This is a genomic window from Streptomyces sp. H27-H5, from assembly GCF_026627505.1.
In the GTDB taxonomy this organism is placed as follows: Bacteria; Actinomycetota; Actinomycetes; order Streptomycetales; family Streptomycetaceae; genus Streptomyces.
Genome location: NZ_JAPNLK010000079.1, coordinates 15,953 through 37,490, shown reverse-complemented (window position 1 = coordinate 37,490; position 21,538 = coordinate 15,953). Strand labels below are relative to the sequence as shown.

Below are 21,538 nucleotides of genomic sequence, written 5' to 3'. Positions count from 1 at the left end.
CCACCGTGTGCCGGACCGAAGCCGGGTCGTCCGAGGACCGCTTCCCGCAGGATGCCTGCGCGCTCACACAGCGTCACCAATCCAGCCACGCCCAACCGGCAAAGGACCTGCGACGCGCTGCACTAGGCTGGGGGGCGACTGCTGTCGAAGTGCGAAGAGGCGACTGAAGATGAGCGCGTACGGATCCTTCCCCGGTTCGCGGCCCCGGCGGCTGCGCACGACCCCGGCGATGCGGCGGATGGTCGCGGAGACGCGGCTGCACCCCTCGGACCTGATCCTCCCGGCGTTCGTGCGCGAGGGCATCAGCGAGCCGGTCGCGATCGCGGCGATGCCGGGTGTCGTCCAGCACACGCGGGACACGCTGCGGAAGGCGGCCGTCGAGGCGGTCTCGGCGGGGGTCGCGGGGATCATGCTCTTCGGGGTGCCGGCGGACGAGAACAAGGACGCGCGGGGCACGGCGGGCACCGAGCCGGACGGGATCCTCCAGCTCGCGATCCGCGACGTGAAGGCCGAGGTCGGCGACGACCTGGTGATCATGTCGGACCTGTGCCTGGACGAGTACACCGATCACGGGCACTGCGGTGTCCTCGACGAGCACGGGCGCGTGGACAACGACGCGACGCTGGAGCGGTACGCGGAGATGGCGCAGGTCCAGGCGGACGCGGGCGTCCACGTGGTGGGGCCGAGCGGGATGATGGACGGCCAGGTCGGCGTGATCCGTGACGCGCTCGACGAGACGGGCCACGAGGGCGTCTCGATCCTGGCGTACACGGCGAAGTACTCGTCGGCGTTCTACGGTCCCTTCCGGGAGGCCGTCGGGTCCTCGCTCCAGGGCGACCGCAAGACCTACCAGCAGGATCCGGCGAACGCCCGCGAGTCGCTGCGGGAGCTCGCGCTGGACCTGGAGGAGGGCGCCGACATGGTCATGGTCAAGCCGGCGGGCCCCTACCTGGACATCCTGTATCGGGTCGCGCAGGCCGTGGACGTGCCCGTCGCGGCGTACCAGATCAGTGGCGAGTACGCGATGGTCGAGGCCGCCGCGGAGAAGGGCTGGATCGAGCGCGACCGGGCGATCCTGGAGACGCTGCTCGGCATCAGGCGGGCGGGCGCGGACACGATCCTGACCTACTGGGCGACCGAGGTCGCGGGCTGGCTGCGCGAGGTGCGCTGAGCCGGCGCGCGGTGCGGCGGGTCAGCGGTTGCAGGCCTGTCGGAAGGCGGCGCCGACTCCCTGGCCCCAGCCCTTCCAGTACGAGTCGCTGTGCTGCTGGGACTTGTCGGCCTGCGGGCGGCTGTCGCAGCTCTTGGCGGCGGCCGGCTTGCCGGCGCCGTAGCCGTCCTTGAAGCCCTGCCGGAAGTCCGCCTGGGTGTTCTTGGGGGCGTTCGGCTTGGACGTGGGGGAGTCGGGGCTGGGCTTCGCGAGGACCTTGCAGTTGACGAAGATGAAGTTCTGGTCCTCGTTGACCGCGAGGACGGTGTAGTTGACGTTCTTCTGGAAGCGGGTCTCCCGGAAGTTGCCGCTGGCGTCGACGTTCAGCGGCTGCGTGCTCTCGCCGTCGTTGAGCTTGCGGGGAGCCGTGAAGCCCTCGCCGGTGATGACGACGGAGCCGGTCGGCCCGGGCGTCACGGTGCAGCTCGCGGCGGGGACCGCCGCGCCGGCGGTGGGCGCGAGGAACGCGGCGCCGCCGAGGGCGAACGAGGACGCGACGAGCGTGGTGACGGCGACGCGTCGTACGCGCCGAGTGGTGCGGAACATGGGCTGCTCCTGTCGAGGAGAGTCGAGGAGATCGGGGTGGGGGAGTGGCGGCGGCTCTGCGAGCCGCCTGCCCCCGGGTCCCCCCTTCCATCGTGCGTCGCCCGCCGCGAGCCTGCGACCGGCGGAGGTCGCGGCCCGGCGCCGGCGGGCGCACCCTGGAAGCAGGGTGATCCTGGAGGTGGTGCAGCATGTCCACGCTCGTCGGATGGCACGTGGAGCTGGAGTTCTCCGAAGAGGGGCACCGCACGGGTGCGGCGGCCATGGTGAGGCTCGCGGACGGCTCCGAGATGAGGGCGCACGGCTATGCCATGCGCCACCCGTCGGATCCGGATCAGCTGCGGGTCGGCGAGGAGATCGCCGGCGCGAGGGCGCTGATGGACCTCGCGGGTCAGATGTTGCAGAAGGCGCACACGGAGATCGACGAGGCCACGGGCCGGCACTCGTACCCGCTCAACCGTTGACTCCGCTCAACCGCTGATCGCGGCCCCGTCCCGGCATGCCCGCCGGGGCGGGGTCAGGGCGCGGAGCCGACCCCGCCGAATCCCGCGACCCCCTCGACGCGGGCCGCGAGGCGGGCCATGGCGCGGGCGAGTTCGGAGGCCGCCCCGAGCGGGACGATCGCCGCGCGGCCGGGGACCCGTACGCCGCCGGTCAGGGCGACGCGGGTGCCGCCGCCCGGTTCGGGCGAGGCGGCCATGCCGATGATCAGGAACCTGCTCTGGAGCCAGCACCAGCCGGGCCGTACGACGCCCCGGAGGTGGGCCCGGAAGCCGTACTTGCTGCGGGCCAGGGCCTCGACCCGGTCGCCGGTCACCCGCAGTACGCGCAGGCTGCGCATGTCGGGCTGGAAGCGGCCGAACTCGCCCTCCAGGTCGCCCATCACCGCCCACACGGCGGCCGGTTCGGCCGGCAGGACCCGCTCGACGATCCGCGCCCCGGGCACCCCGGCGGCCATGATCCGCAGCCGCCCCACCTCGTCCACCGTCTCGTCCACCGTCATGAGAACCACGCCTTCCGGAAGCTGGTACGGGCCCGGTGCAGTCGGGACTTGGCTGTGCCGGGCGGCACCCCGAGGAGGGCGGCGGCCGATTCCTCGTCCAGGCCCTCCACGTCCCGCAGCACCAAGACGGCCCGGTGGTCCGGGGAGAGCCGGGCCAGGACGTCGTCGATGTCGGCGGCGAGCTGCGGGTCGCCGCGCCCGGGTACGTCGGCCAGTTCGGCGGGGCGCGCACGGGCGGCCCGCCGGGCGATCCGTACGGCCTCGCGCACCGCGATGGCCCGCACCCAGCCGTAGAGGGTCTCCGGGTCCCGGAGTGAGCGCAGGGCCTTGAAGACGGCGATCAGTGCCTCCTGGGTGGCGTCGGGGCCGTCGGCGAGGGCGATCGGGACGCAGATCCGGGCGATGTACGGGGTGAGGTGGTCGAGGAGGTCGTGCAGGGCGAGGGTGTTCCCGGCGCGGGCGGCCCGGGCGAGCGCGACCCCCCGATCGCGTTCGGCCGGGGTCACCGGGCGCGCGCCAGGCGGGCGGCGGCCCAGCCGAAGCCGAGGCAGGCGGGGGTGTAGAGGGCGAGGTTGAGGGTGCGGAAGGGGCCGTCGGGGCCGGCGAGGAGCCCGGTTGCCCAGCCCAGGCCCGCGAGGCCGCGTACGGCGAGTCCGGCGGCGACGGCGGCGGTGACGAGGCGGGTGGCCGGCCCGCCCCGGCTGCGGGAGTGCGCGAGGACGGCGGCGGCGCCGGTCAGGGTGAGCGCGGCCAGTGGCAGCACGACGGGCGGCCCGAAGGACACCTCCGTACCGAGCACGGCCAGCGACAGGGTGCGCTCGTCGGCGGCGGGCCAGGTGGCGCCGGTGGCCCAGTACAGGTGTGCGAGGCCGTCGACGGTCAGCAAGGCGGCCAGCGCGGTGCCGGTGCGGTGTCGGGTGGTGACGTTCATGCGTGCTCCCCCGGGGGTGGTGAATGCCAACACCCCGAGGAGGAAGCCGAGGAGGGGAACGTTCCTGTGGGCCGCGTCACAGGGTGTGTCGCGGCCCGGGGGGCGTTCTAGTCGCGGACCCAGTCGGTCAGACGGGTCCAGCTGTGCGGGGCGAGGGTCAGGGTGGGTCCGTGCGGCACCTTGGAGTCCCGCACGTGGACCTGGCCGGCGGCGCAGGGGCAGGTGGCGACCTCGACGCACTGGCCACCCTCGTCGCTACTGTGGCTGGACTTGCGCCAGGCGACGGCGACTTCGAGGCAGGCGCCGCCCTCGCTGCCGCTGTAGCTGGACTTGAACCACGCGAGTTCGGTGCTCATCGCTCTCCTAGCAGCCGGTCCAACAGGCCCCTCGTCTCATCGAAGTTGAGGGCCTGGGATCGCAGCATCGCATACTTCTGAGTGAGGATGCTGACCTCGTTCGGGTCGCGCACGAGGATGCTGCCGCGCTGGGTTTCGGAGTACGCGAGGTGCTGGTGCTCGGGGGTCTCCAGCAGGATGAACGGGCCGTCCAGACCCGCGTGGGCGGTGATGCCCAGGGGCAGCACCTGGAGGGCGATGCCCGGCCGATCGGCGCAGGCGCGCAGGTGCCGCACCTGCTCGTGGTAGACCCGGTCACCGCCGATCCGGTCGCGCAGGGCGGCCTCCCAGATCACGAAGCTGAGCGTGGGCGGGGCCGGGCGGCGCAGTATCGCCTGTCGTTTGATGCGGCGGGTCGTCTGGAGCTCGATCCAGTCCTCGCCGTGGTACGGCACGCGGCAGCCGAGGACGGACCGCGCGTACTCCTCGGTCTGGAGCAGCCCCGGCACGGTCAACGTGTCGTACCAGGACAGGGCGAGCGCCTCCAGCTCGCGTTCCATGTACTCCTCGGCCCACGGCGGGATGCTGTCGACCTCGGGCATCTTGTTCGCGGCGACCGTCAGCATCCCGGGCAGGCCCAGAATCCGGTCCATCCGCTCCGCGACGTCGGGCATCAGGACGCGGCGGCCCTGCTCGATGGAGGCCAGCGTCTCGATGTCCAGGGGCACTTCCAGAGCCAGTGCGCGCTGGGTCAGTCCTTTGGCGAGTCGGGCGGCGGCGACCATCTCGCCGACCATCTTCATCGCGGTCGAATTGGGCCGAGGCCTCTTCCTTGGTGGCATGCAACCGAACTCCCCACCTGCGCCCGAGTGATAGCCGTACCAACCCGTACTCAGTGAGGAGTACGGGTCGGTCATCTCACTCACGCTAGTCACGCACCGCGACCATCGCCCCGTGAACGTGAATATTCAACCCGCCCTGGTGCGGGAGCGGTTCTATCCGCGCAGCCGCCAAACCGTGCGTACGGCAAGGGAGTTCCTGGGCGAGACGCTCGATGCGTGGGAGGTGACCGGCCGTCGGGACGACCTGTTGCTCTGCGTGAGTGAGCTGGCCACCAATGCCCTGCTGCACGGCGTCCCGCCCGGCCGGGGCTACCGGCTGCGGCTGCTGCGCTTCGAGGGCGCGGTCCGGATCGAGGTGCACGACAGCGGGGGCGGGCGGCCCCGGATCGAGGACCGGGACGTGCGCGTGGAGGGGGGCCGGGGGCTGCTGCTGGTCGCGGCGCTCGCGGACCGGTGGGGGGTCGTGCCGTGCGTGCCCGGGAAGGTGGTGTGGTGCGAGTACGACACATGAGGAACCCCCGCGGCCCGGGCGGGCGGCGGGGGTTCTCCGTACGGCCTGTGCGTGCGGGTCAGGCGGTGGGGCGGCGACGGCGGCCGGTGCCGGCCACCAGGGCGGCGCCCATCGCCAGGGCCACGCCGCCGGCGCCGAGGGCCCAACTGGTGGCGGGGGAGCTGCCGGTGGCGGCGAGTTCGCCGCCGGCTCCGCCGTTGCCGCCGGGGTTCTGGTCGATCGGCTTGGAGTCGCCGTCAGGGGTGTGCTGGTTGCCCGTCCCGGTCCCCGTACCCGATCCGGTGCCCGTGCCCGCCTTTTTGATCTTCGTCAGGATGCCGTCGGAGTGGGACTCGGCGTACTCCCCGGTGTCCTCGTTCACCGTGGCCCAGCCGGCGACGCCGAGCGTCAGGTCGCCGACCGGGGCGTCGGCGGCGAAGCGGACGCGTACCTGTACGTCGAAGCTCTGGCCCGCTTCGACCGCACCGCCGGCGAGGTCGAAGCCGAAGAAGACGCCGTCCTCGTCGTGGAAGTCCGCCTTGTGCCAGCCCCTCTTGCCCTGGGCGTCCTTGCTGTAGACCTCCAGGGAGATCTGGGAGGCCTTCATCGAGACCCAGTCGGGGCGCGCCATGATGAGGGCCAGGTCGAACTGTCCGAGGCGCTGCTTGCCGGTGTTGTCGACGTGGATCGAGAGGTTCTGCCAGTCGCCGCCGGCCGTGAAGCCGCCCTTCGGCACGCCGTTCACGGTGAGCGCGGGGCCCTCGACGGGCATCGGGATCTCTTCGCCGTCCTCCGCACCGGTGATCTTGGCGGTGTACCAGGAGGCGGGGGAGTGGGCGACGCCGGCGGAGGTCGTGCTGGAGCCGTCCGTGTAGATCTCGAAGGGCAGGACGGCGATGTCCGCGGCGAAGGCGACGCGCACGTCGACGGAGTACTTCGCGTTGGCGGCGATCGAGGGGGTCTGGCCCAGGTCGTACTGGATGCCGGGGCCCATCTCCTCGCTCTGGATCGGCGCGGCGGACTTCCAGGCCGCGCCGCTCTGGCCGGCGGCGCGGTACTCGACCTTGATCTGGGAGGCCTTGAAGCGGCCCTCCAGCTCCATGACCGACAGGTGCGGGACGTAGTTCTTGACGGCGATGTGGCCGCTGTTGTCGACCTTGACGGTCAGGTCGGTCCAGCCGCCCCCGGGCTGGAAGCCGTCCTTCGGGATTCCCTGGACGGTGACCTCGGGGCCCATCAGCATCGAGTCGGGGAGCTCGTCCCCCAGGGGGATCTCGGTCTCGCCCGACTTCTCGGCCTGCGGGGCCTTGGGGGCCTGCGGGGCCTGGGGGGTCTTCGGCGTCTCGGAGGTCTGCGGGGCCGGCTTGGCGGCGGGGGAGCCCGTCGGGGCGCTCGGGGTGACCGGGGCCGGCTTGGCCTGATCCTGCTGGTGCGCGGCCGGGGCGACGTCGCTCGCCGGGGCGGCGTCCTCCTTCGGCGCGGTGTCCGGAACGATCACTGCCGGCTGGTCGGCGGCCATGGCGGGAGTGGCGGCGAGGACGGTCGGACCCGCGACGGCGGCGGCCGCGACCAGGGCCATGCGCTTGAGCTTCACTTCGATTTCCCCCCATGCCGGTCACGGACATTCCGGCCCCGACCCCTTAACTGAACATGCTCAGATTAGGGGACGGGGTGGGCCCCGGGGAGGGCCCCCAGATCACGATTGATCGACATTCAACTATCTCAATGTGGCCGAAAAAGGACCCCGCCCCCGGAATCGGACTACCGGGGGCGGGGTCGTGCGCGTACGGGGAGTGTCAGAGCTTCTCGGGGGTCCGGATCCCGAGGAGGGACATGCCCTTGGAGAGGGTGCGGGCGGTCAGGTCCGACAGGAAGAGGCGGTTCTCGCCCACGACGAGCTCGGGCTCCGGCTTCACGACCGGGCACTCGGTGTAGAAGGTCGTGAACAGCGAGGACAGCTGGTAGAGATAGGCGGCCACCTTGTGCGGCGCGTACTCCCCGGCGGCCTCCGCGACCAGCTCGCCGAAGTGGTCCAGGTGCAGACCCAGCGCGCGCTCGGCCGGGGCCAGCTCCAGCTCCGGGTGCGCGACCGGGGAACGGTCGCCCGCCTTGCGCAGGATGGACTTGATCCGGGCGTACGCGTACTGGAGGTACACGGACGTGTCGCCGGTCAGCGAGACCATCTGGTCCAGGTCGAACTTGTAGTCGCGCGCGGCGGAGGTGGAGAGGTCCGCGTACTTGACCGCGCCGATGCCGACCTGGAGGCCGTTCTCGACGATCTCCTCCTCGGTGAGGAGGTTGCGATCCGCGTCCTTCTCCCGGACGACGGTGGTCGCCCGCTCGACGGCCTCGTCCAGCAGGTCCACCAGGCGCACCGTCTCGCCCTCACGGGTCTTGAACGGCTTGCCGTCCTTGCCCAGGACGGTGCCGAAGGCCAGCTGCACGGCCTTGGTGTCCTCGTTCAGCCAGCCGGCGCGGCGGGCCGTCTCGAAGACCATCTTGAAGTGCAGGGACTGACGGGCGTCGACCACGTAGAGGAGCGTGGACGCCTTCAGTCCGCCCACCCGGTCGCGGATCGCGGAGAGGTCGGTGGCGGCGTAGCCGAAGCCGCCGTCCGACTTCTGGACGATCAGCGGGGTCGGGTTGCCGTCCGGGCCCTTGACGTCGTCGAAGAAGACGCAGAGCGCGCCGTTGGAGCGGACGGCGACGCCCGACTCCTCCAGCAGCTTGCAGGTCTCCACGAGCATGTCGTTGTAGCCGGACTCGCCGACCACGTCGGGGTCCTGGATGTCCATGTCCAGCTTGTTGAAGACGGAGTAGAAGTAGATCTTCGACTCGTCCACGAACCGCTGCCACAGCGCGAGGGTCTCCGGCTCGCCGGCCTGGAGGTCGACGACGCGGGCGCGGGCGCGCGTCTTGAACTCCTCGTCGGAGTCGAAGAGGGCGCGCGAGGCCTTGTAGAGCCGGTTCAGGTTGGACATGGCCTCCTCGCCGGAGACCTCCTCGTCCGACTTGTGGTCCAGCTCGTGCGGGTGCTCCATCAGGAATTGGATGAGCATGCCGAACTGGGTGCCCCAGTCGCCGATGTGGTGCCGGCGGACGACCTTCTCGCCCGTGAACTCCAGGATCTCGACCATCGCGGCGCCGATCACGGCGGACCGCAGGTGACCGACGTGCATCTCCTTGGCGACGTTCGGCTGGGCGTAGTCGATCACCGTGGTGCCCGGGTTCTCGGCGAGCGGGACACCGAGGCGGTCGTCCGTGGCGCGCGCCGCGAGGGTCTCGATGATCGCCCTGTCGGTGATCGTGATGTTGAGGAAGCCGGGGCCCGAGACCTCGATCTCCTTGATCAGGTCACCGGTGGGGATGCCCTCGACCACGGTCGTCGCCAGCTCGCGCGGATTGGCCTTGGCCTTCTTCGCGAGCGCCAGGATGCCGTTGGCCTGGAAGTCGGCCCGGTCGCTTCGTCGCAGCAGCGGGTCGGCGCCACCGGCCTCCGGCAGGGCCGAGGCGAGGGCGTCCGCGACGCGCTGATTGACGGAAGAAGCGAGGGAAGGGACCGAGGCCATGAGCTGCCGTTCCTGTGAGGTTGTGCCGGTGGGTGCACTTGGTTGTTCCGACAAGTGCCGAGTATCCCACGCGCGGCCCTTCGCTTTCGCGGGATATCGGGCGCGGGGAGCAACCTCGGAGCGACCCGTTCCGTCTGGGAGAATGGCGAAGCCAGCATTCGAGTAGAAGGACGTGTCGTGGCTCAGAGCAGCACCGAGACCGACTGGGTCTCCCGTTTCGCGGACGAGGTCATCGCCGAGGCGGAGCGCCGAGCACCCGGCAAACCTGTCGTCGTCGCGTCCGGACTCTCCCCTTCCGGCCCGATCCACCTGGGCAACCTCCGCGAGGTCATGACCCCGCACCTGGTCGCGGACGAGATCCGCCGCCGGGGCATCGAGGTCCGCCACCTGATCTCGTGGGACGACTACGACCGCTACCGAAAGGTGCCGGCCGGCGTCCCCGGGGTCGACGAGACGTGGGCTGCGCACATCGGCAAGCCGCTGACCGCCGTCCCCGCCCCGGCAGGGTCCGCGTACGGCAGCTGGGCCGAGCACTTCAAGGCCGCGATGGTCGAGGCGCTCGCCGAGATGGGCGTCGAGTACGACCCGATCAGCCAGACCGAGCAGTACACCAACGGCGTGTACCGCGAGCAGGTCCTGCACGCGATGAAGCACCGCGGCGACATCGACGCCGTGCTCGACCAGTACCGCACCAAGCAGAAGCCGGGCGGCAAGAAGCCCCAGCAGAAGCAGGTCGACGAGGCCGAGCTGGAGGCCGCCGAGGGCTCCGGCGCGGCAGCCGAGGACGACGGCAGCAGCGCCGAGGGCGGGTACTTCCCGTACAAGCCCTACTGCGCGCAGTGCGGCAAGGACTTCACCACGGTCACGTCCTACAACGACGAGACCACGGAGCTGACCTACGTCTGCACCGAGGACGAGTTCACCGAGACGGTCAAGCTCAGCGAGTTCAACCGCGGCAAGCTGGTGTGGAAGGTCGACTGGCCGATGCGCTGGGCCTACGAGGGCGTGATCTTCGAGCCCTCGGGCGTCGACCACTCCTCGCCCGGCTCGTCCTTCCAGGTCGGCGGGCAGATCGTGCACATCTTCGGCGGCGAGCAGCCGATCGGACCGATGTACGCGTTCGTCGGCATCAGCGGCATGGCCAAGATGTCCTCCTCGAAGGGTGGCGTCCCGACGCCCTCCGACGCGCTGAAGATCATGGAGCCGCAGCTGCTGCGCTGGCTGTACGCGCGCCGCAAGCCGAACCAGTCCTTCAAGATCGCCTTCGACCAGGAGATCCAGCGGCTCTACGACGAGTGGGACAAGCTGGAGTCCAAGGTCGCCGACGGCTCCGTGCTGCCGGCCGACGCGGCCGCGCACACCCGCGCCGTCCGCACCGCGGAGGGTGAACTGCCGCGCACCCCGCGGCCGATGGCGTACCGGACGCTCGCGTCCGTCGTCGACATCACCGCCGGGCACGACGAGCAGACCCTGCGCATCCTGTCCGACCTGGACCCGACGTCGCCGCTGACCTCGCTCGACGAGGTACGGCCGCGCCTGGACCGCGCCGAGAACTGGATCACCACCCAGGTTCCGGCCGACCAGCGCACGCTGGTCCGCGAGGAGCCCGACACCGAGCTGCTGTCCTCGCTGGACGAGGAGGGTCGCGAGTCCCTGCGGCTGCTCGTCGACGGGCTCGACTCGCACTGGTCGCTCGACGGGCTCACCACCCTGGTCTACGGCGTGCCGAAGGTCATGGCCGGCCTGGAGCCCGACGCCAAGCCGACGCCGGAGCTCAAGGTCGCGCAGCGGACGTTCTTCGCCCTGCTCTACCGGCTGCTCGTGACCCGGGAGACCGGACCGCGCCTGCCCACGCTGCTGCTGGCGGTCGGGGCGGACCGGGTACGCAAGCTCCTGGCCGTCTGAGGCGGCCGAGCCCGCCGAGGCACCGCGTACGACGCGCAAGGGCCCGCACCCCTCGGGGTGCGGGCCCTCGCGCGTGCGGTGCGGGCGTCGTGCGTGGTGTCGGTGCCGTACGGCTCCGGGTTACGCGATGTGCTCGTTCTCCAGGTCGCGCTGGTAGCGCTGCTTCAGCTCCGGCATGAGCCGCCGGATCATCGAGGCGCTGCGCGGGTGCACGATGCCGTGCCGGTCCGAGAGGTGTATGTCGACCTGCTCGGGCGTCGGGAACTGGGAGAACTCGTCGAGGTAGGCGCGGAAGACCTCGTAGGCGGCCTCCGCGAACTTCGCCTCGTCGACGTGGGCGTCGTCGGTGTCGTTGTCGGTGTCGGCATCGGCTTGAGAGGCCGCGGCCTGCCGGGAGCGGGGGGCCGGGATCGGCAGCTCCTGCTGCTCGGGCCGCCGCTGCTCCTCGGGACCGGCCGGGGGCATCACCGGGATCGGCTCCAGACCCTCCACGTACTGCGGGTTGTAGCCACCCTCGTACGCGGCCTGCGGGGCCAGCGGCGCGGCGAACCACGCGCTGTTGTGCGCCGCCGGCATGGCCGTCGGCTCCACCGCGAAGGGCGCCGGGCCGTGGAACACCGGTCCGGCCTCGGCGGGACCGGGCTGCGCGGGCTCGGGCTGTGCGGGATCGAGCCGGTCGGGGCCGGGCTGTGCGGAGCCGGGCTGTGCGGGCTGCGGCTGGGGCCCCTGCACGGGGGCCGCGGCCTGTTCGGGGGTGGGCGCGGGCGCGGTGGGCGCCTGGGGTTGCGCCGTCGCGGCCGTCAGCGCGGGCGTCTCCGCCAGGACCTGCGCGGCCTGGACCTCGGGGAGGGCCGCCGCGCCGGGAGCCCCCGGGGGCAGCAGCACCGGGTCGATGCCCGCCGCCGCCAGCCCCTCCGGGGCGGTCTGCGCCAGCGGCACCCCGATCCGGGCCAGCTTCAGCGGCATCAGCGCCTCGACAGGGGCCTTGCGACGCCAGGCCCGCCCGTACCGGGCCTGGAGCCGCGCCTGGTATATCAACCGGTCCTGCTCCATGCCGACGGCCTGCTCGTAGGAGCGCAGCTCCCACAGCTTCATCCGGCGCCACAGCTTGAAGGTCGGAAGCGGCGACAGCAGCCACCGGGTGATCCGGACGCCCTCCATGTGCCGGTCCGCGGTGATGTCCGCGATCCGACCCACCGCGTGCCGGGCCGCCTCGACGGTGACCACGAACAGGATCGGGATCACGGCGTGCATGCCCACACCGAGCGGATCCGGCCAGGCAGCCGCACCGTTGAACGCGATCGTCGCCGCCGTCAGCAGCCACGCGGTCTGGCGCAGCAACGGGAACGGGATCCGTATCCACGTCAGCAACAGGTCCAGCGCCAACAGCACGCAGATGCCCATGTCGATGCCGATGGGGAACACGAGCGAGAAGCTGCCGAAGCCCTTCTGCAGCGCCAGTGCGCGCACCGCGGCGTACGAGCCCGCGAAACCGATCCCCGCGATGACCACGGCACCGGCGACCACGACACCGATCAATATGCGGTGCGTACGAGTCAGCTGCATCGCGGCCACCCGCGATCCCCTCCCCTTGACGAGCTATGGCAGGCACAGAGTACGGGTGGCGCGCGGATGACCGGTTGTCAGCCCCGCGTCCGCCCCCGTCCCCGTTCCCACGGTCATCCGCGCGGTCAGCTCTCCTGGGTGGCCTGCGCGGACGGCGACTGCTCGGGGGCCTTGGACGGCTCGCCCGACTTCGACGGCTCCGCGGACGGCTTCGCGGCCGGCGCGTTCTTGCCCGCGGCATCGACCGAGGCCACGATCTCCCGGGCCGCGACGGTCGCGTCCTGGAGCAGCTTGGCGCGGTCCGGGGCGGCGGCACCCTCGTACGCGGCACCGTTGTAGTCGAGGGTGACCACGACGTTCTGGGCGCGGACCAGAATGGTGTTGTTGAGGAACTCGACGTCCTTCTTCAGGTTGTAGGCCACCGAAGTGCCCTCGTCGCCGATCCCGCCGGCCGGCTCCACCTTGACGTCCTGCGCGCCCTCGGAGGCCTTCGCGGCCTCCACCTGCTTCTTGTACTGCTCCTCGGCGCGCTTGTTGCCGCTGCCGAGCGAGGCGTGCGAGTCGTAGCGGACCAGGGAGATCGAGAGCCAGCGGTACTGCGAGCCCTTCAGACCGTCCTCGTCCAGGCCGTTCCAGGAGCAGCTGGCGCGGGTGGACAGGTCGTTCGACTTGGTCGCCGTGCCGTTCTTCTCCTTCGCCTCGGGGACGAGCGTCTCGATGGTCTTCGCCTGTATCGCCTTGCACGGGTCGGGCAGCGAGAGGTACGCCACCTTCTCCAGGGTGGCCGACGCCTTCGGGGTCGGCTTCGAGGACGAGGAGGAGTCGGACTTCTTCTTGGCGCTGTCCGAGCCCGAGTCCTTGCCCGAATCGGAGGAGCAGCCGGCGACGGTGAGGATCATCGGGACTGCTGCGCAGGCGAGGACTCGGGTGAGGCGCGAGGCTGATCGGTGCATGGTTCCTTCAGTCGTTGAGGCTCTGCTTGGGGGCGCATTGCGGGCGCGGGACGCGAGCAACGGTAGCTCGACCCGGCGTCCGCCTGCTGTGCGCGCCGTCACGCGGGACCCGTACGCCCCCCGCGGTGGGCCGGGTCAGTCGTTGAAACGCTCGACCAGGGCCTGCGCCAACTGACGCACGCTGTCCTGGGTTTCCCCGCTGGGAGGGACGACGGCGGGAAGGGCGGGCTGGACGCTGTACTCGATGGTCACGATGACGTTCGAGGTACGGAACACGAGACGCACGGTCCGGGCCCGGGCGGCGGTGGCGTCGGGGTTGCCGAGCTTGTCCTCGACGTACGCCTCGCTGCCGAGGCCCTCCAACACGCGGGAGCCCAGCTCGGGGGGCGCGGTGGGCGAGGGGCTGCCGGACGGGCTGCCCGACGGGGTACCGCCGGGGGTACCGGAAGGGCTCGCGCCGGGGGCGCTCGGGGTGCCGCTCGGAGGGGTGCTCGGGGTGCTCGGGGCGGGGTTCCCGGTGGCCGGGGGCGCGATGGGGGAATTGGGCGCGGGCGCCGTCGAGGAACCCGGGGCGGGGCTGCCCGTGGGCCCGGGGAAGGGCAGGTGGGCCTCGGTGAGGCGCCGTACGAACACCTGGCGCGCCTTGTCGTCGTCGCTCGTGGTGGCGCGGTCGTACGAGACCACGCGCTCGAACCCGACCGACAGCAGCAGCGTCTCCTCCGGCGTCTGGGAGTTCCAACGGCAGCCGACGCGCCGGTCCCCGTCGTACGAGGCGTCCGCGACCCCGGCGTACAGCTTCTCGCGCTGCTCCTCGGTGAGGCTCTCCGCGGCGGGAAGCATGGCCTTGAGCCGCTTCGCGTCGATGGCCTTGCAGGGCGCCGGCAGGCTGCGGTACTTCCCCGGTTGGGCGGGCGCCGCGGAGCTGTCACCGGCCTTCGCGTCGCTGGTGCTCCCGATGCCGCTCCCGTCGGTGCACCCGGTGAGGCCGGTGACGCCGGCCGCGAGTGCGGTGAGCATCGCGATGCCCGACAGGACCGGGCGTCGTACCGCCTTGCGCTGCACGTCCAATGGCTCCCTTCGACCGGCCGGCCGCCCGACGGTCAGGAAAATGCGTTGCCGCGACTTGGGCGCGGATGGAAACAATGTCTATCGCACACGCTGGTGCCGGCGCCGGTCCCAAGTCTGGTTTGGGATGAAGAGCGAGGCTTTTTGCGTATTGATACTTTCCTGTGGTTAACGGGGTTTTGAGGCTGTTATGTCGTATGTAGAGGTGCCCGGGGCGCAGGTCCCGATCCGGATGTGGACGGATCCGGCGTCCGTCGAGGACAGCGCGATGCGTCAACTGCACAACGTCGCCACCCTTCCGTGGATCAAGGGCCTGGCCGTCATGCCCGACGTCCACTACGGCAAGGGCGCCACGGTCGGCTCGGTCATCGCCATGAAGGACGCGGTCTGTCCGGCGGCGGTGGGCGTCGACATCGGCTGCGGCATGTCCGCGGTCAAGACCTCGCTGACGGCGAACGACCTGCCGGGCGACCTGTCGCGGCTGCGGTCGAAGATCGAGCAGGCGATCCCGGTGGGGACGGGCCTGCACCGGGACCCCGTGGACCCGGACCGGCTCTACGGCTTCTCGGTACCGGGCTACGAAAGCCTCTGGCAGCGCTTCGACCACCTCGCCGACGCCGTCAAGTTCCGTCGGGAACGCGCCGCGAAGCAGATCGGAACGCTGGGCGCCGGCAACCACTTCATCGAGTTCTGCCTCGACGAGGCCGGCGCGGTCTGGCTGATGCTGCACTCCGGCTCCCGCAACATCGGCAACGAACTCGCCGCCCACCACATGGGCGTGGCCCGCGACCTCGCGCACAACCAGAACCTGGTCGACCGGGACCTCGCGGTGTTCCTCGCGGCCACCCCGGAGATGGACGCGTACCGCAACGACCTCTTCTGGGCGCAGGAGTACGCGAAGTACAACCGCGCCGCGATGATGAGCCTCTTCAAGGAGGTCGTGCGCAAGGAGTTCCGCAAGGCGAAGGTCTCCTTCGAGCAGGAGATCAGCTGCCACCACAACTACGTGGCGGAGGAGCGGTACGACGGCATGGACCTGCTGGTCACGCGGAAGGGCGCGATCCGCGCCGGCAGCGGCGACTTCGGGATCATCCCCGGATCCATGGGAACGGGCTCGTACATCGTGAAGGGACTCGGCAACGAGAAGTCCTTCAACTCCGCCTCGCACGGCGCGGGCCGCAAGATGAGCCGCACCGCGGCGAAGAAGCGGTTCTCGGCGCGGGACCTGGAAGAGCAGACCCGGGGCGTGGAGTGCCGCAAGGACACCGGGGTCGTGGACGAGATCCCGGGTGCCTACAAGTCGATCGAGCAGGTCATCGACCAGCAGACCGACCTGGTCAAGGTGGTGGCCAAGCTCAAGCAGGTCATCTGCGTGAAGGGCTGAGCGCGATGGTCGGGGCCGGTCGTCCGCGGCACGGTGCGAGCGGGGCGGTGGAGATCCGGCGCGCGGGCCCCGGCGACGGGGACGTGCTCGGCGAGATCCACGCCGCGGCCTGGCAGGTGGCCTACGCCCCCTTCTTCGAGCCGGGGTTCGCGGCGCGCGCCGTGGCCGACCGGCGCACGCGGTGGCACCGGCGGGTCGCGGAGGAGGCGGGGTCCGGGTCCGGGGCGGGTGCGGCGTCTGGGTCCGGGTCCGGGGCGGGCGCGGCGGTGACGCTGCTCGCCGTGGTCGACGGCCGCCCCCTGGCCCTGTCCGTGACGCTCCCCTCCGCGAGCCGGCCCGACTTCGCGGAGATCGCCAGCTTCTACGCCCACCCCGACGGCTGGGGCACCGGCGTGGCCGCCGCCCTGATGGACGAGACGCTGCGCGGCCTGCGCACGAAGGGGTACGCCGGGGTGCACCTGTGGACCCTGCGCGACACCCCGCAGTCCCGCCGCTTCTACGTCAAGTGCGGCTTCGCGGAGTGCGGTACCGCGCGCGCCTTCGACTTCGGGGAGGGCAACCTCCTCGAACAGGTCGAGTACGCGCGTCCGTTGGCGGCGGGGACGGCGGGCTGAGGCGGGGTCGGCGGGCCGAGGTGGGTGCGGCGGGCCGAGGTGGGGGCCGGGCCGGCGGCTACAGCTCGCGGTGGACCTTCGTGTTCGAGGCCTGGGCGCGGGGGCGGACCACCAGGAGGTCGATGTTGACGTGGCTGGGGCGGGTCACCGCCCACGTGACGGTGTCGGCCACGTCATCGGCGGAGAGGGGCTCCGCGACGCCGGCGTAGACCTTCTCCGCCTTGTCCGCGTCCCCCCGGAAGCGGGTCTTCGCGAACTCCTCGGTCTTGACCATGCCGGGGGCGATCTCGATGACGCGCACGGGCTGCCCGACGATCTCCAGACGGAGGGTCTCGGCGAGGACGCGGGCGCCGTTCTTGGCGGCGACGTAGCCCGCGCCACCCTCGTAGGTGGAGTGGCCGGCGGTGGACGACAGCACGACGACCGTGCCGTCACCGGAGGCGACGAGGGCGGGCAGCAGCGCCTGGGTGACGTGCAGCGTGCCGATGACGTTGACCTCGTACATCGTGCGCCAGTCGGCGGGGTCGCCGGTGGCCACGGGCTCGGCGCCGAGGGCTCCGCCGGCGTTGTTCACGATCACGTCGCAGCGCTCCAGCGAGGTGGCGAACGCGTCGACGGCGGTGCGGTCGGTGACGTCGAGCGCGTACGCGGTGGCCTGGTGACCGGCCTCGGTCAGCTCGGCGGCGAGGGCCTCGATGCGGTCCTTGCGGCGGGCCGTGAGGACGACGTGGTAGCCGGCTGCGGCGAGCTGCCGGGCGGTGGCCGCACCGATTCCGCTGCTCGCGCCGGTGACTACGGCGGTTCGGGTGGCCGTGCTCATGGGCGGGGCTCCTCGTTCGATCGTGGGCGCGTCGTGCGTCGTGCGTTCGTCGCGCGTACGGACGATTCCCCGCCAGCATAGGCGGCCGGGTGGATGCGGCCGGTCGGCCCCGGGAGCGGGCGGGCACGCCCACTTTCGTGTGATGGTCCGACCGGTCGGACCGGGGGCGCACTAGCGTCCGCGCGAGGAGGTGGTGTCGGTGCGCCGTGGTGCCGTACGAAGTGTGGTGATGGCGGGCTTGCTGCTGCTCGCGGGCGCAGGAGGCGCCGGGAACGCCGGGGCGTCGGCGGGTCCCGAGGCGGACGTCGCGTACCACGGGAGGGTCTCCCTGGGGCACGCGCAGCTGCGGGTCTGGTTGGTCCCGGAGAACGAGGGGCCGTCGGCGCTGCCCAACGCCACGGTGCGGATGCGGCTCTCGGCCGACCTCGCGGACCGGCAGGAGCTGGCCGAGGGCTGCGCCCGGGCGGGGCTCCGCGAGGTGTTCTGCGAGACGGGCGCGCTGCCGCAGCACGGCCGGGGCCGGCACATCGGGCTGCTGCTGGCGTTGCGCGAGCCGGTGCCGGAGGTGGTGCTGCGGGTCGACACGTACTGGAACGGCGGCGCGACCGACCGGAACCACATGAACAACGAGCACGTGGTGCTGGCGCTGGACACGGGTGACTCGTACGCCTTCTGAGCGGGGCGCGGCTGCGGGCTCGGGGCTTCGGGGCGCTGTGCACGGAGGCCGTCACCCGGGGACTTTCGCCCCGGGTGACGGCTTTCGGCTGCGGGCTGTGGGGCGTGGGCTACGGCTTGTGCTTCCCGGCTTCGGGTCCGGGGAGCAGCCAGTGGGCGGTGGCCGCCGCGATCTCGGAGTCCGAGGCTTGTTCGGCACTCCAGGCCAGGTATCCGTCGGGGCGCACGAGAACGCAGGCCGTACGGTCGTCCGCCCGCCAGTGGTGGTGGGTCAGGGGCGCTCCGGGCGGGGTGGCCCGGCCGGGCGGGGTGACGAGGACGAAGCCGCCGGCGCGCAGGGCCTCGTACAGCCGCAGGCCTCCGGCGAGCGGCAGATCGGGGGCGCGCCGGCCCGCGAGCGCGGGACGGCGGACGCCGGCCGGCGGCGGATAGGCGATGCCGATGCCGGAGATCGTGGCGAGGGCGCGGTCCTGGGCAGGGCCGACCCGGGCGAGGACGCCCGTGGCGAGCCTGCGGGCGGTGCGCAGGACGGGTCCGCCGACCATGACGGTGCGGACGAGGGCCCCGCTGACGCGCAGGACGCGGCGTCCGACGGGGTGGCGTTCACGGTGGTAGCTGTCGAGGAGGGCCTCGGAGTCGGGGGCCTGCCCGTGGAGGACGGCGGCGAGCTTCCAGGAGAGGTTGGCGGCGTCCTGGAGGCCGGTGTTCATGCCGAGGCCGCCGGCGGGGGAGTGGACGTGGGCGGCGTCCCCGGCGAGGAAGACGCGGCCGACGCGGTACCGGGGGACCTGGCGTTCGTCGCTCTGGAAGCGGGACATCCAGCGGGGATCGTGCATGCCGTGGTCGGTGCCGAGGGCCTGGCGGGTGATGTCGCGCACCTCGTCGAGGCCGACGGGGGCGAGGACGGCGCCGGGGTCGACCGGGCCGGCGGGCCCGGCGGCGGGGTCGGGGGTGCCGGAGGGGGCTGAGGGGCCTGAGCTGCCGGGGGTGTCGTGACGCCAGGCGATGGCGCGGTACCAGCCGTCGCCGAAGGGGACGAGGAAGGCGAAGGCGTCGGCGGTGCCGTTGGCGGTGAGGACGTCCTGCGGCGGGTCGGTGAGGCGGACGTCGGCCAGGACCATCGAGCGGACGACGGCCGCCTTGCCCGGGAAGGGGAGGCCGAGGGCCTCGCGGAGGGTGGAGCGGACTCCGTCGGCGCCGACCGCGTGACGGGCGTGGATCACCTGGGTGGGGCGGATCGGTTCGTCCGTCGGGCCGGCCGTGTCCGTCGGGTGGCCGGTGGTGGCGAGGGTGAGGGTGACGGTGTCGCGGTCCTGCTGGAGGCCGGTGATCCGACAGTCGTACCGGATGTGCACACCTGTGGACAGAGCGCGACGCTCCAGGAGTTTCTCTGTCTCATATTGAGGGGTGATGAGCACGAAGGGGTAGCGGGAGCGCAGGCGTTGGAGGGAGAGGGTCATGCCACCGAAGGGGCGTACGCGGTCGATCCGTCGGCCGGTGGAGACGAGTGCGTCGGCGAGGCCGCGCGCGTCGAGGAGTTCGAGGGTGCGCGCGTGGACGGCGAAGGCGCGGGTGAGGTTGGCGGCGGTGCGGGGGCGTTGCTCGACGAGGGTGACGGAGAGTCCGGCGGCGGCGAGGTCACCGGCGAGCAGGAGCCCGGTGGGGCCGGCGCCGACGACGACCACGTCGACGAGGTCCTTGGCGGCAGCGTCAGTCATGCCCCGGCAGTCTGCCGGCCGGGACCTCCGCAGAGCTGATCCAGGCCGTCGTTTTCGGGTCTTGTCGCCCGGCGGACTCCGACGTGGCCGGTCTGGGAGGTGTCCGCGATGGAGCGCCGGCGCCCGGAGCGCGTGGCCTGCGGCGTCTGGTGCGGTGCGTCGCGAGGTGGAGAAGCGCGGCTCGTACCGGTTCGTACGCGCGCGCTTCGACACGCGGCGAGCTGCCGTGCCAGGCGTCGCAGGCCAGGCGGGACTTACGGGACTTGCGGGACAGCCCTCAGGCGTTGGCGCCGTTGCCGAATTCCGCGACCGCTTCGTCGACGATCCGTTCCAGGCGCGCGTGGTGGGCGCCCCGCCAGTAGACGCGCTCGCAGTCGGCGCACTGGGCGAAGACGTCGTAGGAGCGCTGCGTGCCGTGTTCGAGGCGATCGCCGACGCTGTCCTTGTCGGCCGCCCGAAGGGAACCGTTGCAGGCGGTGCAGCGGGTCCAAGGCATGAGCTTGGGGGCGAATCGGCTGAGGATGTCGCGCAGTTGCTCGTCGGGGTTGTCGCTGTACACGTACGCCCCGGCGAAGATCTCGCGGCGGCGGAGCAGGCCGCGGTCGCGGGAGAGCAGCACGCGTCGCTCGGCGGCGGAGCGGGTGGCGAGGGCCGGGTCGCCGATGTCCTCGTTCTCGTAGGCGGTGTCGACACCGAGGAGGCGCAGTCGGCGGGCGAGGGTGCCGAGGTGCACGTCGAGGAGGAAACGGAGGGGGGTGTCGGGCAGGCCCTGCGCGACCTGTTGGGGGCGGTCGACGGCGAAGACCTCGACGGACTCGCCTTCCCGGGGCACGTGGGAGACGGGCACTTCCTGCCCGTCGACGAGGATCCGGCCGACCTCGGTGAGCGGGACGCCGGCCGATTCGACGACGTGGCCGAGGCTGGATGCGCCGTCGGTGGTCGTCGGCACGCGTGCGGCGCGCCGGCTCGGCGGGGCGAACACGTGCAGTTCAGGGGCGAGGGTGAGCTGAATCCCGGGTCCGTTCACAGGGCCAGCATGCCACCGGCCGGATGGGGGCGCGGCCGAATTACGCGGTGGCGGATGACGTGGTGCGGGGGCCCGCCGGGCTGGGCCTCGTAGTGACCGGCCGGCCCGGGTCCCGCGCCGGCCCGGGGCCCGGGTGGAGGGGAGGGACCCGGGCCGTGCCTCGCCGTGGACGGGTGGTCGGGCGGTACTCGGTCGATGCTCTGCCCGTGACCTCGGTCACAGTCGGACCGCCCGGGGGCGGTCAGGGCCAGACGAGGCAGTACGGCTGGTGGCCCGCTTCGTGGAGGCGGTGGGAGAAGTCCTGCCACTCGTGGAGCAGCTGGTAGACGTTGAACGCGTCACGCGGGCCGCCGCGGTCCGGGACGGTGGACCAGATGAAGGCGGCCGCGCCGACCGACTCCTCGCCGACGCCGCGCAGCGGGTCGACCACCGTCATGGGCAGCTTGACCACGGCGTAGTCGGGGTGGAGGACGACCAGTTCGAGCGGCGGCACCTTGTGCAGGGGTATGCCCTCGATGCCGGTGAGGACCATCGCCGCGACCGTCTCCGGCTTGATCTTGGTGAACAGGCCGCCCATGCCGAGTTCGTCGCCGCCCAGTTCCTCGGGACGCATGGTCACCGGGACCCGGGCCGCGGTCGCGCCGTCGGGGGCGCCGAAGTACTTGTACGTCACGCCCATGCCGCGCCCCCTGGGGAGGCTGTCGGGTGACCGGATGGGGCCTGGTACGGGATCTGCCGCGTCCGCGGCCCGGCGCCGGTGCTTTCCACGGCGGCGGGCATCACGGGCGCGCTGCGGGTCCAGGCCGTCCGTGCCCTCGCCCGGTCCACCACCGCGTTGCATATCTCCACCCGACTGGTATTGCCTGCCCCGGCCCCGCGGCCCCCGCC

The 21,538-nt window shown here is 72.0% G+C and carries 22 protein-coding genes; 7 read left to right on the top strand and 15 right to left on the bottom strand.

Translation table 11 applies throughout. The features are described from left to right. Positions 1-169: 169 nt before the first annotated feature. Positions 170-1,171 carry a porphobilinogen synthase gene (hemB, locus tag OTB19_RS31155; RefSeq protein WP_267802028.1) on the top strand — a complete coding sequence of 334 codons (1,002 nt, stop codon included), beginning with the start codon at positions 170-172 and terminating at the stop codon, positions 1,169-1,171. 21 nt (positions 1,172-1,192) lie between these two features. Here the strand turns inward: hemB and OTB19_RS31150 are convergent, their stop codons facing one another. Beyond that, positions 1,193-1,756 (bottom strand): hypothetical protein, encoded by a 564-nt coding sequence (locus OTB19_RS31150; RefSeq protein WP_267802027.1) that lies wholly within the window; start codon positions 1,754-1,756, stop codon positions 1,193-1,195. Positions 1,757-1,944: 188 nt separating this feature from the next. Between OTB19_RS31150 and OTB19_RS31145 the strand changes: the two genes are divergently transcribed. Continuing rightward, positions 1,945-2,217 (top strand): DUF1876 domain-containing protein, encoded by a 273-nt coding sequence (locus tag OTB19_RS31145; protein WP_053682948.1) that lies wholly within the window; start codon positions 1,945-1,947, stop codon positions 2,215-2,217. A gap of 53 nt (positions 2,218-2,270) precedes the next feature. Here the strand turns inward: OTB19_RS31145 and OTB19_RS31140 are convergent, their stop codons facing one another. From OTB19_RS31140 to OTB19_RS31120, 5 genes are all read right to left on the bottom strand, one after another. Then, on the bottom strand, positions 2,271-2,756 hold the full coding sequence (locus tag OTB19_RS31140; protein WP_267802026.1) for a hypothetical protein: 486 nt from the start codon (positions 2,754-2,756) through the stop codon (positions 2,271-2,273). Then, positions 2,753-3,262, bottom strand: a complete 510-nt coding sequence (locus OTB19_RS31135) for an RNA polymerase sigma factor (protein WP_267802025.1) — start codon at positions 3,260-3,262, stop codon at positions 2,753-2,755. Before OTB19_RS31135 ends, OTB19_RS31140 begins: the two co-directional genes overlap by 4 nt. Beyond that, the gene (locus tag OTB19_RS31130; RefSeq protein WP_267802024.1) at positions 3,259-3,687 is read right to left on the bottom strand and encodes a DUF3995 domain-containing protein; all 429 of its coding nucleotides are present in this window, start codon (positions 3,685-3,687) and stop codon (positions 3,259-3,261) included. The genes OTB19_RS31135 and OTB19_RS31130 overlap by 4 nt, the downstream gene beginning before the upstream one ends. A 107-nt stretch (positions 3,688-3,794) precedes the next feature. Then, a complete protein-coding gene (locus OTB19_RS31125) occupies positions 3,795-4,043 on the bottom strand; it encodes a DUF397 domain-containing protein (protein ID WP_267802023.1) in 249 nt (82 codons plus the stop codon). Further along, positions 4,040-4,825, bottom strand: a complete 786-nt coding sequence (locus OTB19_RS31120; protein WP_267802022.1) for a helix-turn-helix domain-containing protein — start codon at positions 4,823-4,825, stop codon at positions 4,040-4,042. Before OTB19_RS31120 ends, OTB19_RS31125 begins: the two co-directional genes overlap by 4 nt. A 151-nt stretch (positions 4,826-4,976) precedes the next feature. Here OTB19_RS31120 and OTB19_RS31115 point away from each other — a divergent pair, with 151 nt between their 5' ends. Further along, positions 4,977-5,375, top strand: coding sequence for an ATP-binding protein (locus OTB19_RS31115; protein WP_267802021.1), 399 nt, complete (start codon positions 4,977-4,979; stop codon positions 5,373-5,375). A gap of 58 nt (positions 5,376-5,433) precedes the next feature. Here the strand turns inward: OTB19_RS31115 and OTB19_RS31110 are convergent, their stop codons facing one another. Then, positions 5,434-6,948 carry a hypothetical protein gene (locus OTB19_RS31110; protein WP_267802020.1) on the bottom strand — a complete coding sequence of 505 codons (1,515 nt, stop codon included), beginning with the start codon at positions 6,946-6,948 and terminating at the stop codon, positions 5,434-5,436. 202 nt (positions 6,949-7,150) lie between these two features. Next, positions 7,151-8,923 carry an arginine--tRNA ligase gene (gene argS, locus OTB19_RS31105; protein WP_267802019.1) on the bottom strand — a complete coding sequence of 591 codons (1,773 nt, stop codon included), beginning with the start codon at positions 8,921-8,923 and terminating at the stop codon, positions 7,151-7,153. A gap of 177 nt (positions 8,924-9,100) precedes the next feature. On the opposite strand from argS, the gene lysS reads away from it, so the two are divergent. Next, positions 9,101-10,828, top strand: coding sequence for a lysine--tRNA ligase (lysS, locus tag OTB19_RS31100; RefSeq protein ID WP_267802018.1), 1,728 nt, complete (start codon positions 9,101-9,103; stop codon positions 10,826-10,828). A 120-nt stretch (positions 10,829-10,948) separates the two neighbouring features. Here lysS and OTB19_RS31095 read toward each other — a convergent pair whose 3' ends face one another. From OTB19_RS31095 to OTB19_RS31085, 3 genes are all read right to left on the bottom strand, one after another. After that, the gene (locus OTB19_RS31095; RefSeq protein WP_267802017.1) at positions 10,949-12,403 is read right to left on the bottom strand and encodes a DUF2637 domain-containing protein; all 1,455 of its coding nucleotides are present in this window, start codon (positions 12,401-12,403) and stop codon (positions 10,949-10,951) included. A 116-nt stretch (positions 12,404-12,519) separates the two neighbouring features. Beyond that, positions 12,520-13,347 (bottom strand): DUF3558 family protein, encoded by an 828-nt coding sequence (locus tag OTB19_RS31090; protein WP_267802016.1) that lies wholly within the window; start codon positions 13,345-13,347, stop codon positions 12,520-12,522. Between the two features lie 135 nt (positions 13,348-13,482). Continuing rightward, on the bottom strand, positions 13,483-14,409 hold the full coding sequence (locus tag OTB19_RS31085) for a DUF3558 domain-containing protein (protein ID WP_267802015.1): 927 nt from the start codon (positions 14,407-14,409) through the stop codon (positions 13,483-13,485). A gap of 193 nt (positions 14,410-14,602) precedes the next feature. Between OTB19_RS31085 and OTB19_RS31080 the strand changes: the two genes are divergently transcribed. Together OTB19_RS31080 and OTB19_RS31075 are read left to right on the top strand one after the other, a co-directional pair. Then, positions 14,603-15,796 carry an RtcB family protein gene (locus tag OTB19_RS31080; protein ID WP_267802014.1) on the top strand — a complete coding sequence of 398 codons (1,194 nt, stop codon included), beginning with the start codon at positions 14,603-14,605 and terminating at the stop codon, positions 15,794-15,796. A 47-nt stretch (positions 15,797-15,843) separates the two neighbouring features. Next, complete coding sequence (locus OTB19_RS31075; RefSeq protein WP_267802013.1) at positions 15,844-16,410, top strand: GNAT family N-acetyltransferase; 567 nt, start codon at positions 15,844-15,846, stop codon at positions 16,408-16,410. Between the two features lie 58 nt (positions 16,411-16,468). On the opposite strand, the gene OTB19_RS31070 is transcribed toward OTB19_RS31075, so the two are convergent. Further along, positions 16,469-17,230 carry an SDR family NAD(P)-dependent oxidoreductase gene (locus tag OTB19_RS31070; RefSeq protein ID WP_267802012.1) on the bottom strand — a complete coding sequence of 254 codons (762 nt, stop codon included), beginning with the start codon at positions 17,228-17,230 and terminating at the stop codon, positions 16,469-16,471. A 229-nt stretch (positions 17,231-17,459) separates the two neighbouring features. Between OTB19_RS31070 and OTB19_RS31065 the strand changes: the two genes are divergently transcribed. Beyond that, positions 17,460-17,906 carry a hypothetical protein gene (locus tag OTB19_RS31065; protein ID WP_267802011.1) on the top strand — a complete coding sequence of 149 codons (447 nt, stop codon included), beginning with the start codon at positions 17,460-17,462 and terminating at the stop codon, positions 17,904-17,906. A gap of 109 nt (positions 17,907-18,015) precedes the next feature. Here OTB19_RS31065 and OTB19_RS31060 read toward each other — a convergent pair whose 3' ends face one another. The 3 genes from OTB19_RS31060 to OTB19_RS31050 form a co-directional block, all read right to left on the bottom strand. Then, positions 18,016-19,623, bottom strand: coding sequence for an FAD-dependent oxidoreductase (locus tag OTB19_RS31060; RefSeq protein WP_267802004.1), 1,608 nt, complete (start codon positions 19,621-19,623; stop codon positions 18,016-18,018). Between the two features lie 277 nt (positions 19,624-19,900). Beyond that, positions 19,901-20,650, bottom strand: coding sequence for a Mut7-C RNAse domain-containing protein (locus tag OTB19_RS31055; RefSeq protein WP_267802002.1), 750 nt, complete (start codon positions 20,648-20,650; stop codon positions 19,901-19,903). 241 nt (positions 20,651-20,891) lie between these two features. Next, entirely contained in the window at positions 20,892-21,329 is a 438-nt protein-coding gene (locus tag OTB19_RS31050; RefSeq protein ID WP_053675327.1) for a hypothetical protein, read from the bottom strand. Between the last annotated feature and the right edge of the window lie 209 nt (positions 21,330-21,538).

What these genes read in the sequence shown, in the direction of transcription:
- hemB (WP_267802028.1), top strand. Translation starts at nt 170, where the DNA reads ATGAGCGCGTACGGATCCTTCCCCGGTTCGCGGCCCCGGCGGCTGCGC.
- OTB19_RS31150 (WP_267802027.1), bottom strand. Translation starts at nt 1,756, where the DNA reads ATGTTCCGCACCACTCGGCGCGTACGACGCGTCGCCGTCACCACGCTC.
- OTB19_RS31145 (WP_053682948.1), top strand. Translation starts at nt 1,945, where the DNA reads ATGTCCACGCTCGTCGGATGGCACGTGGAGCTGGAGTTCTCCGAAGAG.
- OTB19_RS31140 (WP_267802026.1), bottom strand. Translation starts at nt 2,756, where the DNA reads ATGACGGTGGACGAGACGGTGGACGAGGTGGGGCGGCTGCGGATCATG.
- OTB19_RS31130 (WP_267802024.1), bottom strand. Translation starts at nt 3,687, where the DNA reads ATGAACGTCACCACCCGACACCGCACCGGCACCGCGCTGGCCGCCTTG.
- OTB19_RS31125 (WP_267802023.1), bottom strand. Translation starts at nt 4,043, where the DNA reads ATGAGCACCGAACTCGCGTGGTTCAAGTCCAGCTACAGCGGCAGCGAG.
- OTB19_RS31120 (WP_267802022.1), bottom strand. Translation starts at nt 4,825, where the DNA reads ATGAAGATGGTCGGCGAGATGGTCGCCGCCGCCCGACTCGCCAAAGGA.
- argS (WP_267802019.1), bottom strand. Translation starts at nt 8,923, where the DNA reads ATGGCCTCGGTCCCTTCCCTCGCTTCTTCCGTCAATCAGCGCGTCGCG.
- OTB19_RS31090 (WP_267802016.1), bottom strand. Translation starts at nt 13,347, where the DNA reads ATGCACCGATCAGCCTCGCGCCTCACCCGAGTCCTCGCCTGCGCAGCA.
- OTB19_RS31080 (WP_267802014.1), top strand. Translation starts at nt 14,603, where the DNA reads ATGTCGTATGTAGAGGTGCCCGGGGCGCAGGTCCCGATCCGGATGTGG.
- OTB19_RS31070 (WP_267802012.1), bottom strand. Translation starts at nt 17,230, where the DNA reads ATGAGCACGGCCACCCGAACCGCCGTAGTCACCGGCGCGAGCAGCGGA.
- OTB19_RS31065 (WP_267802011.1), top strand. Translation starts at nt 17,460, where the DNA reads ATGGCGGGCTTGCTGCTGCTCGCGGGCGCAGGAGGCGCCGGGAACGCC.
- OTB19_RS31060 (WP_267802004.1), bottom strand. Translation starts at nt 19,623, where the DNA reads ATGACTGACGCTGCCGCCAAGGACCTCGTCGACGTGGTCGTCGTCGGC.
- OTB19_RS31050 (WP_053675327.1), bottom strand. Translation starts at nt 21,329, where the DNA reads ATGGGCGTGACGTACAAGTACTTCGGCGCCCCCGACGGCGCGACCGCG.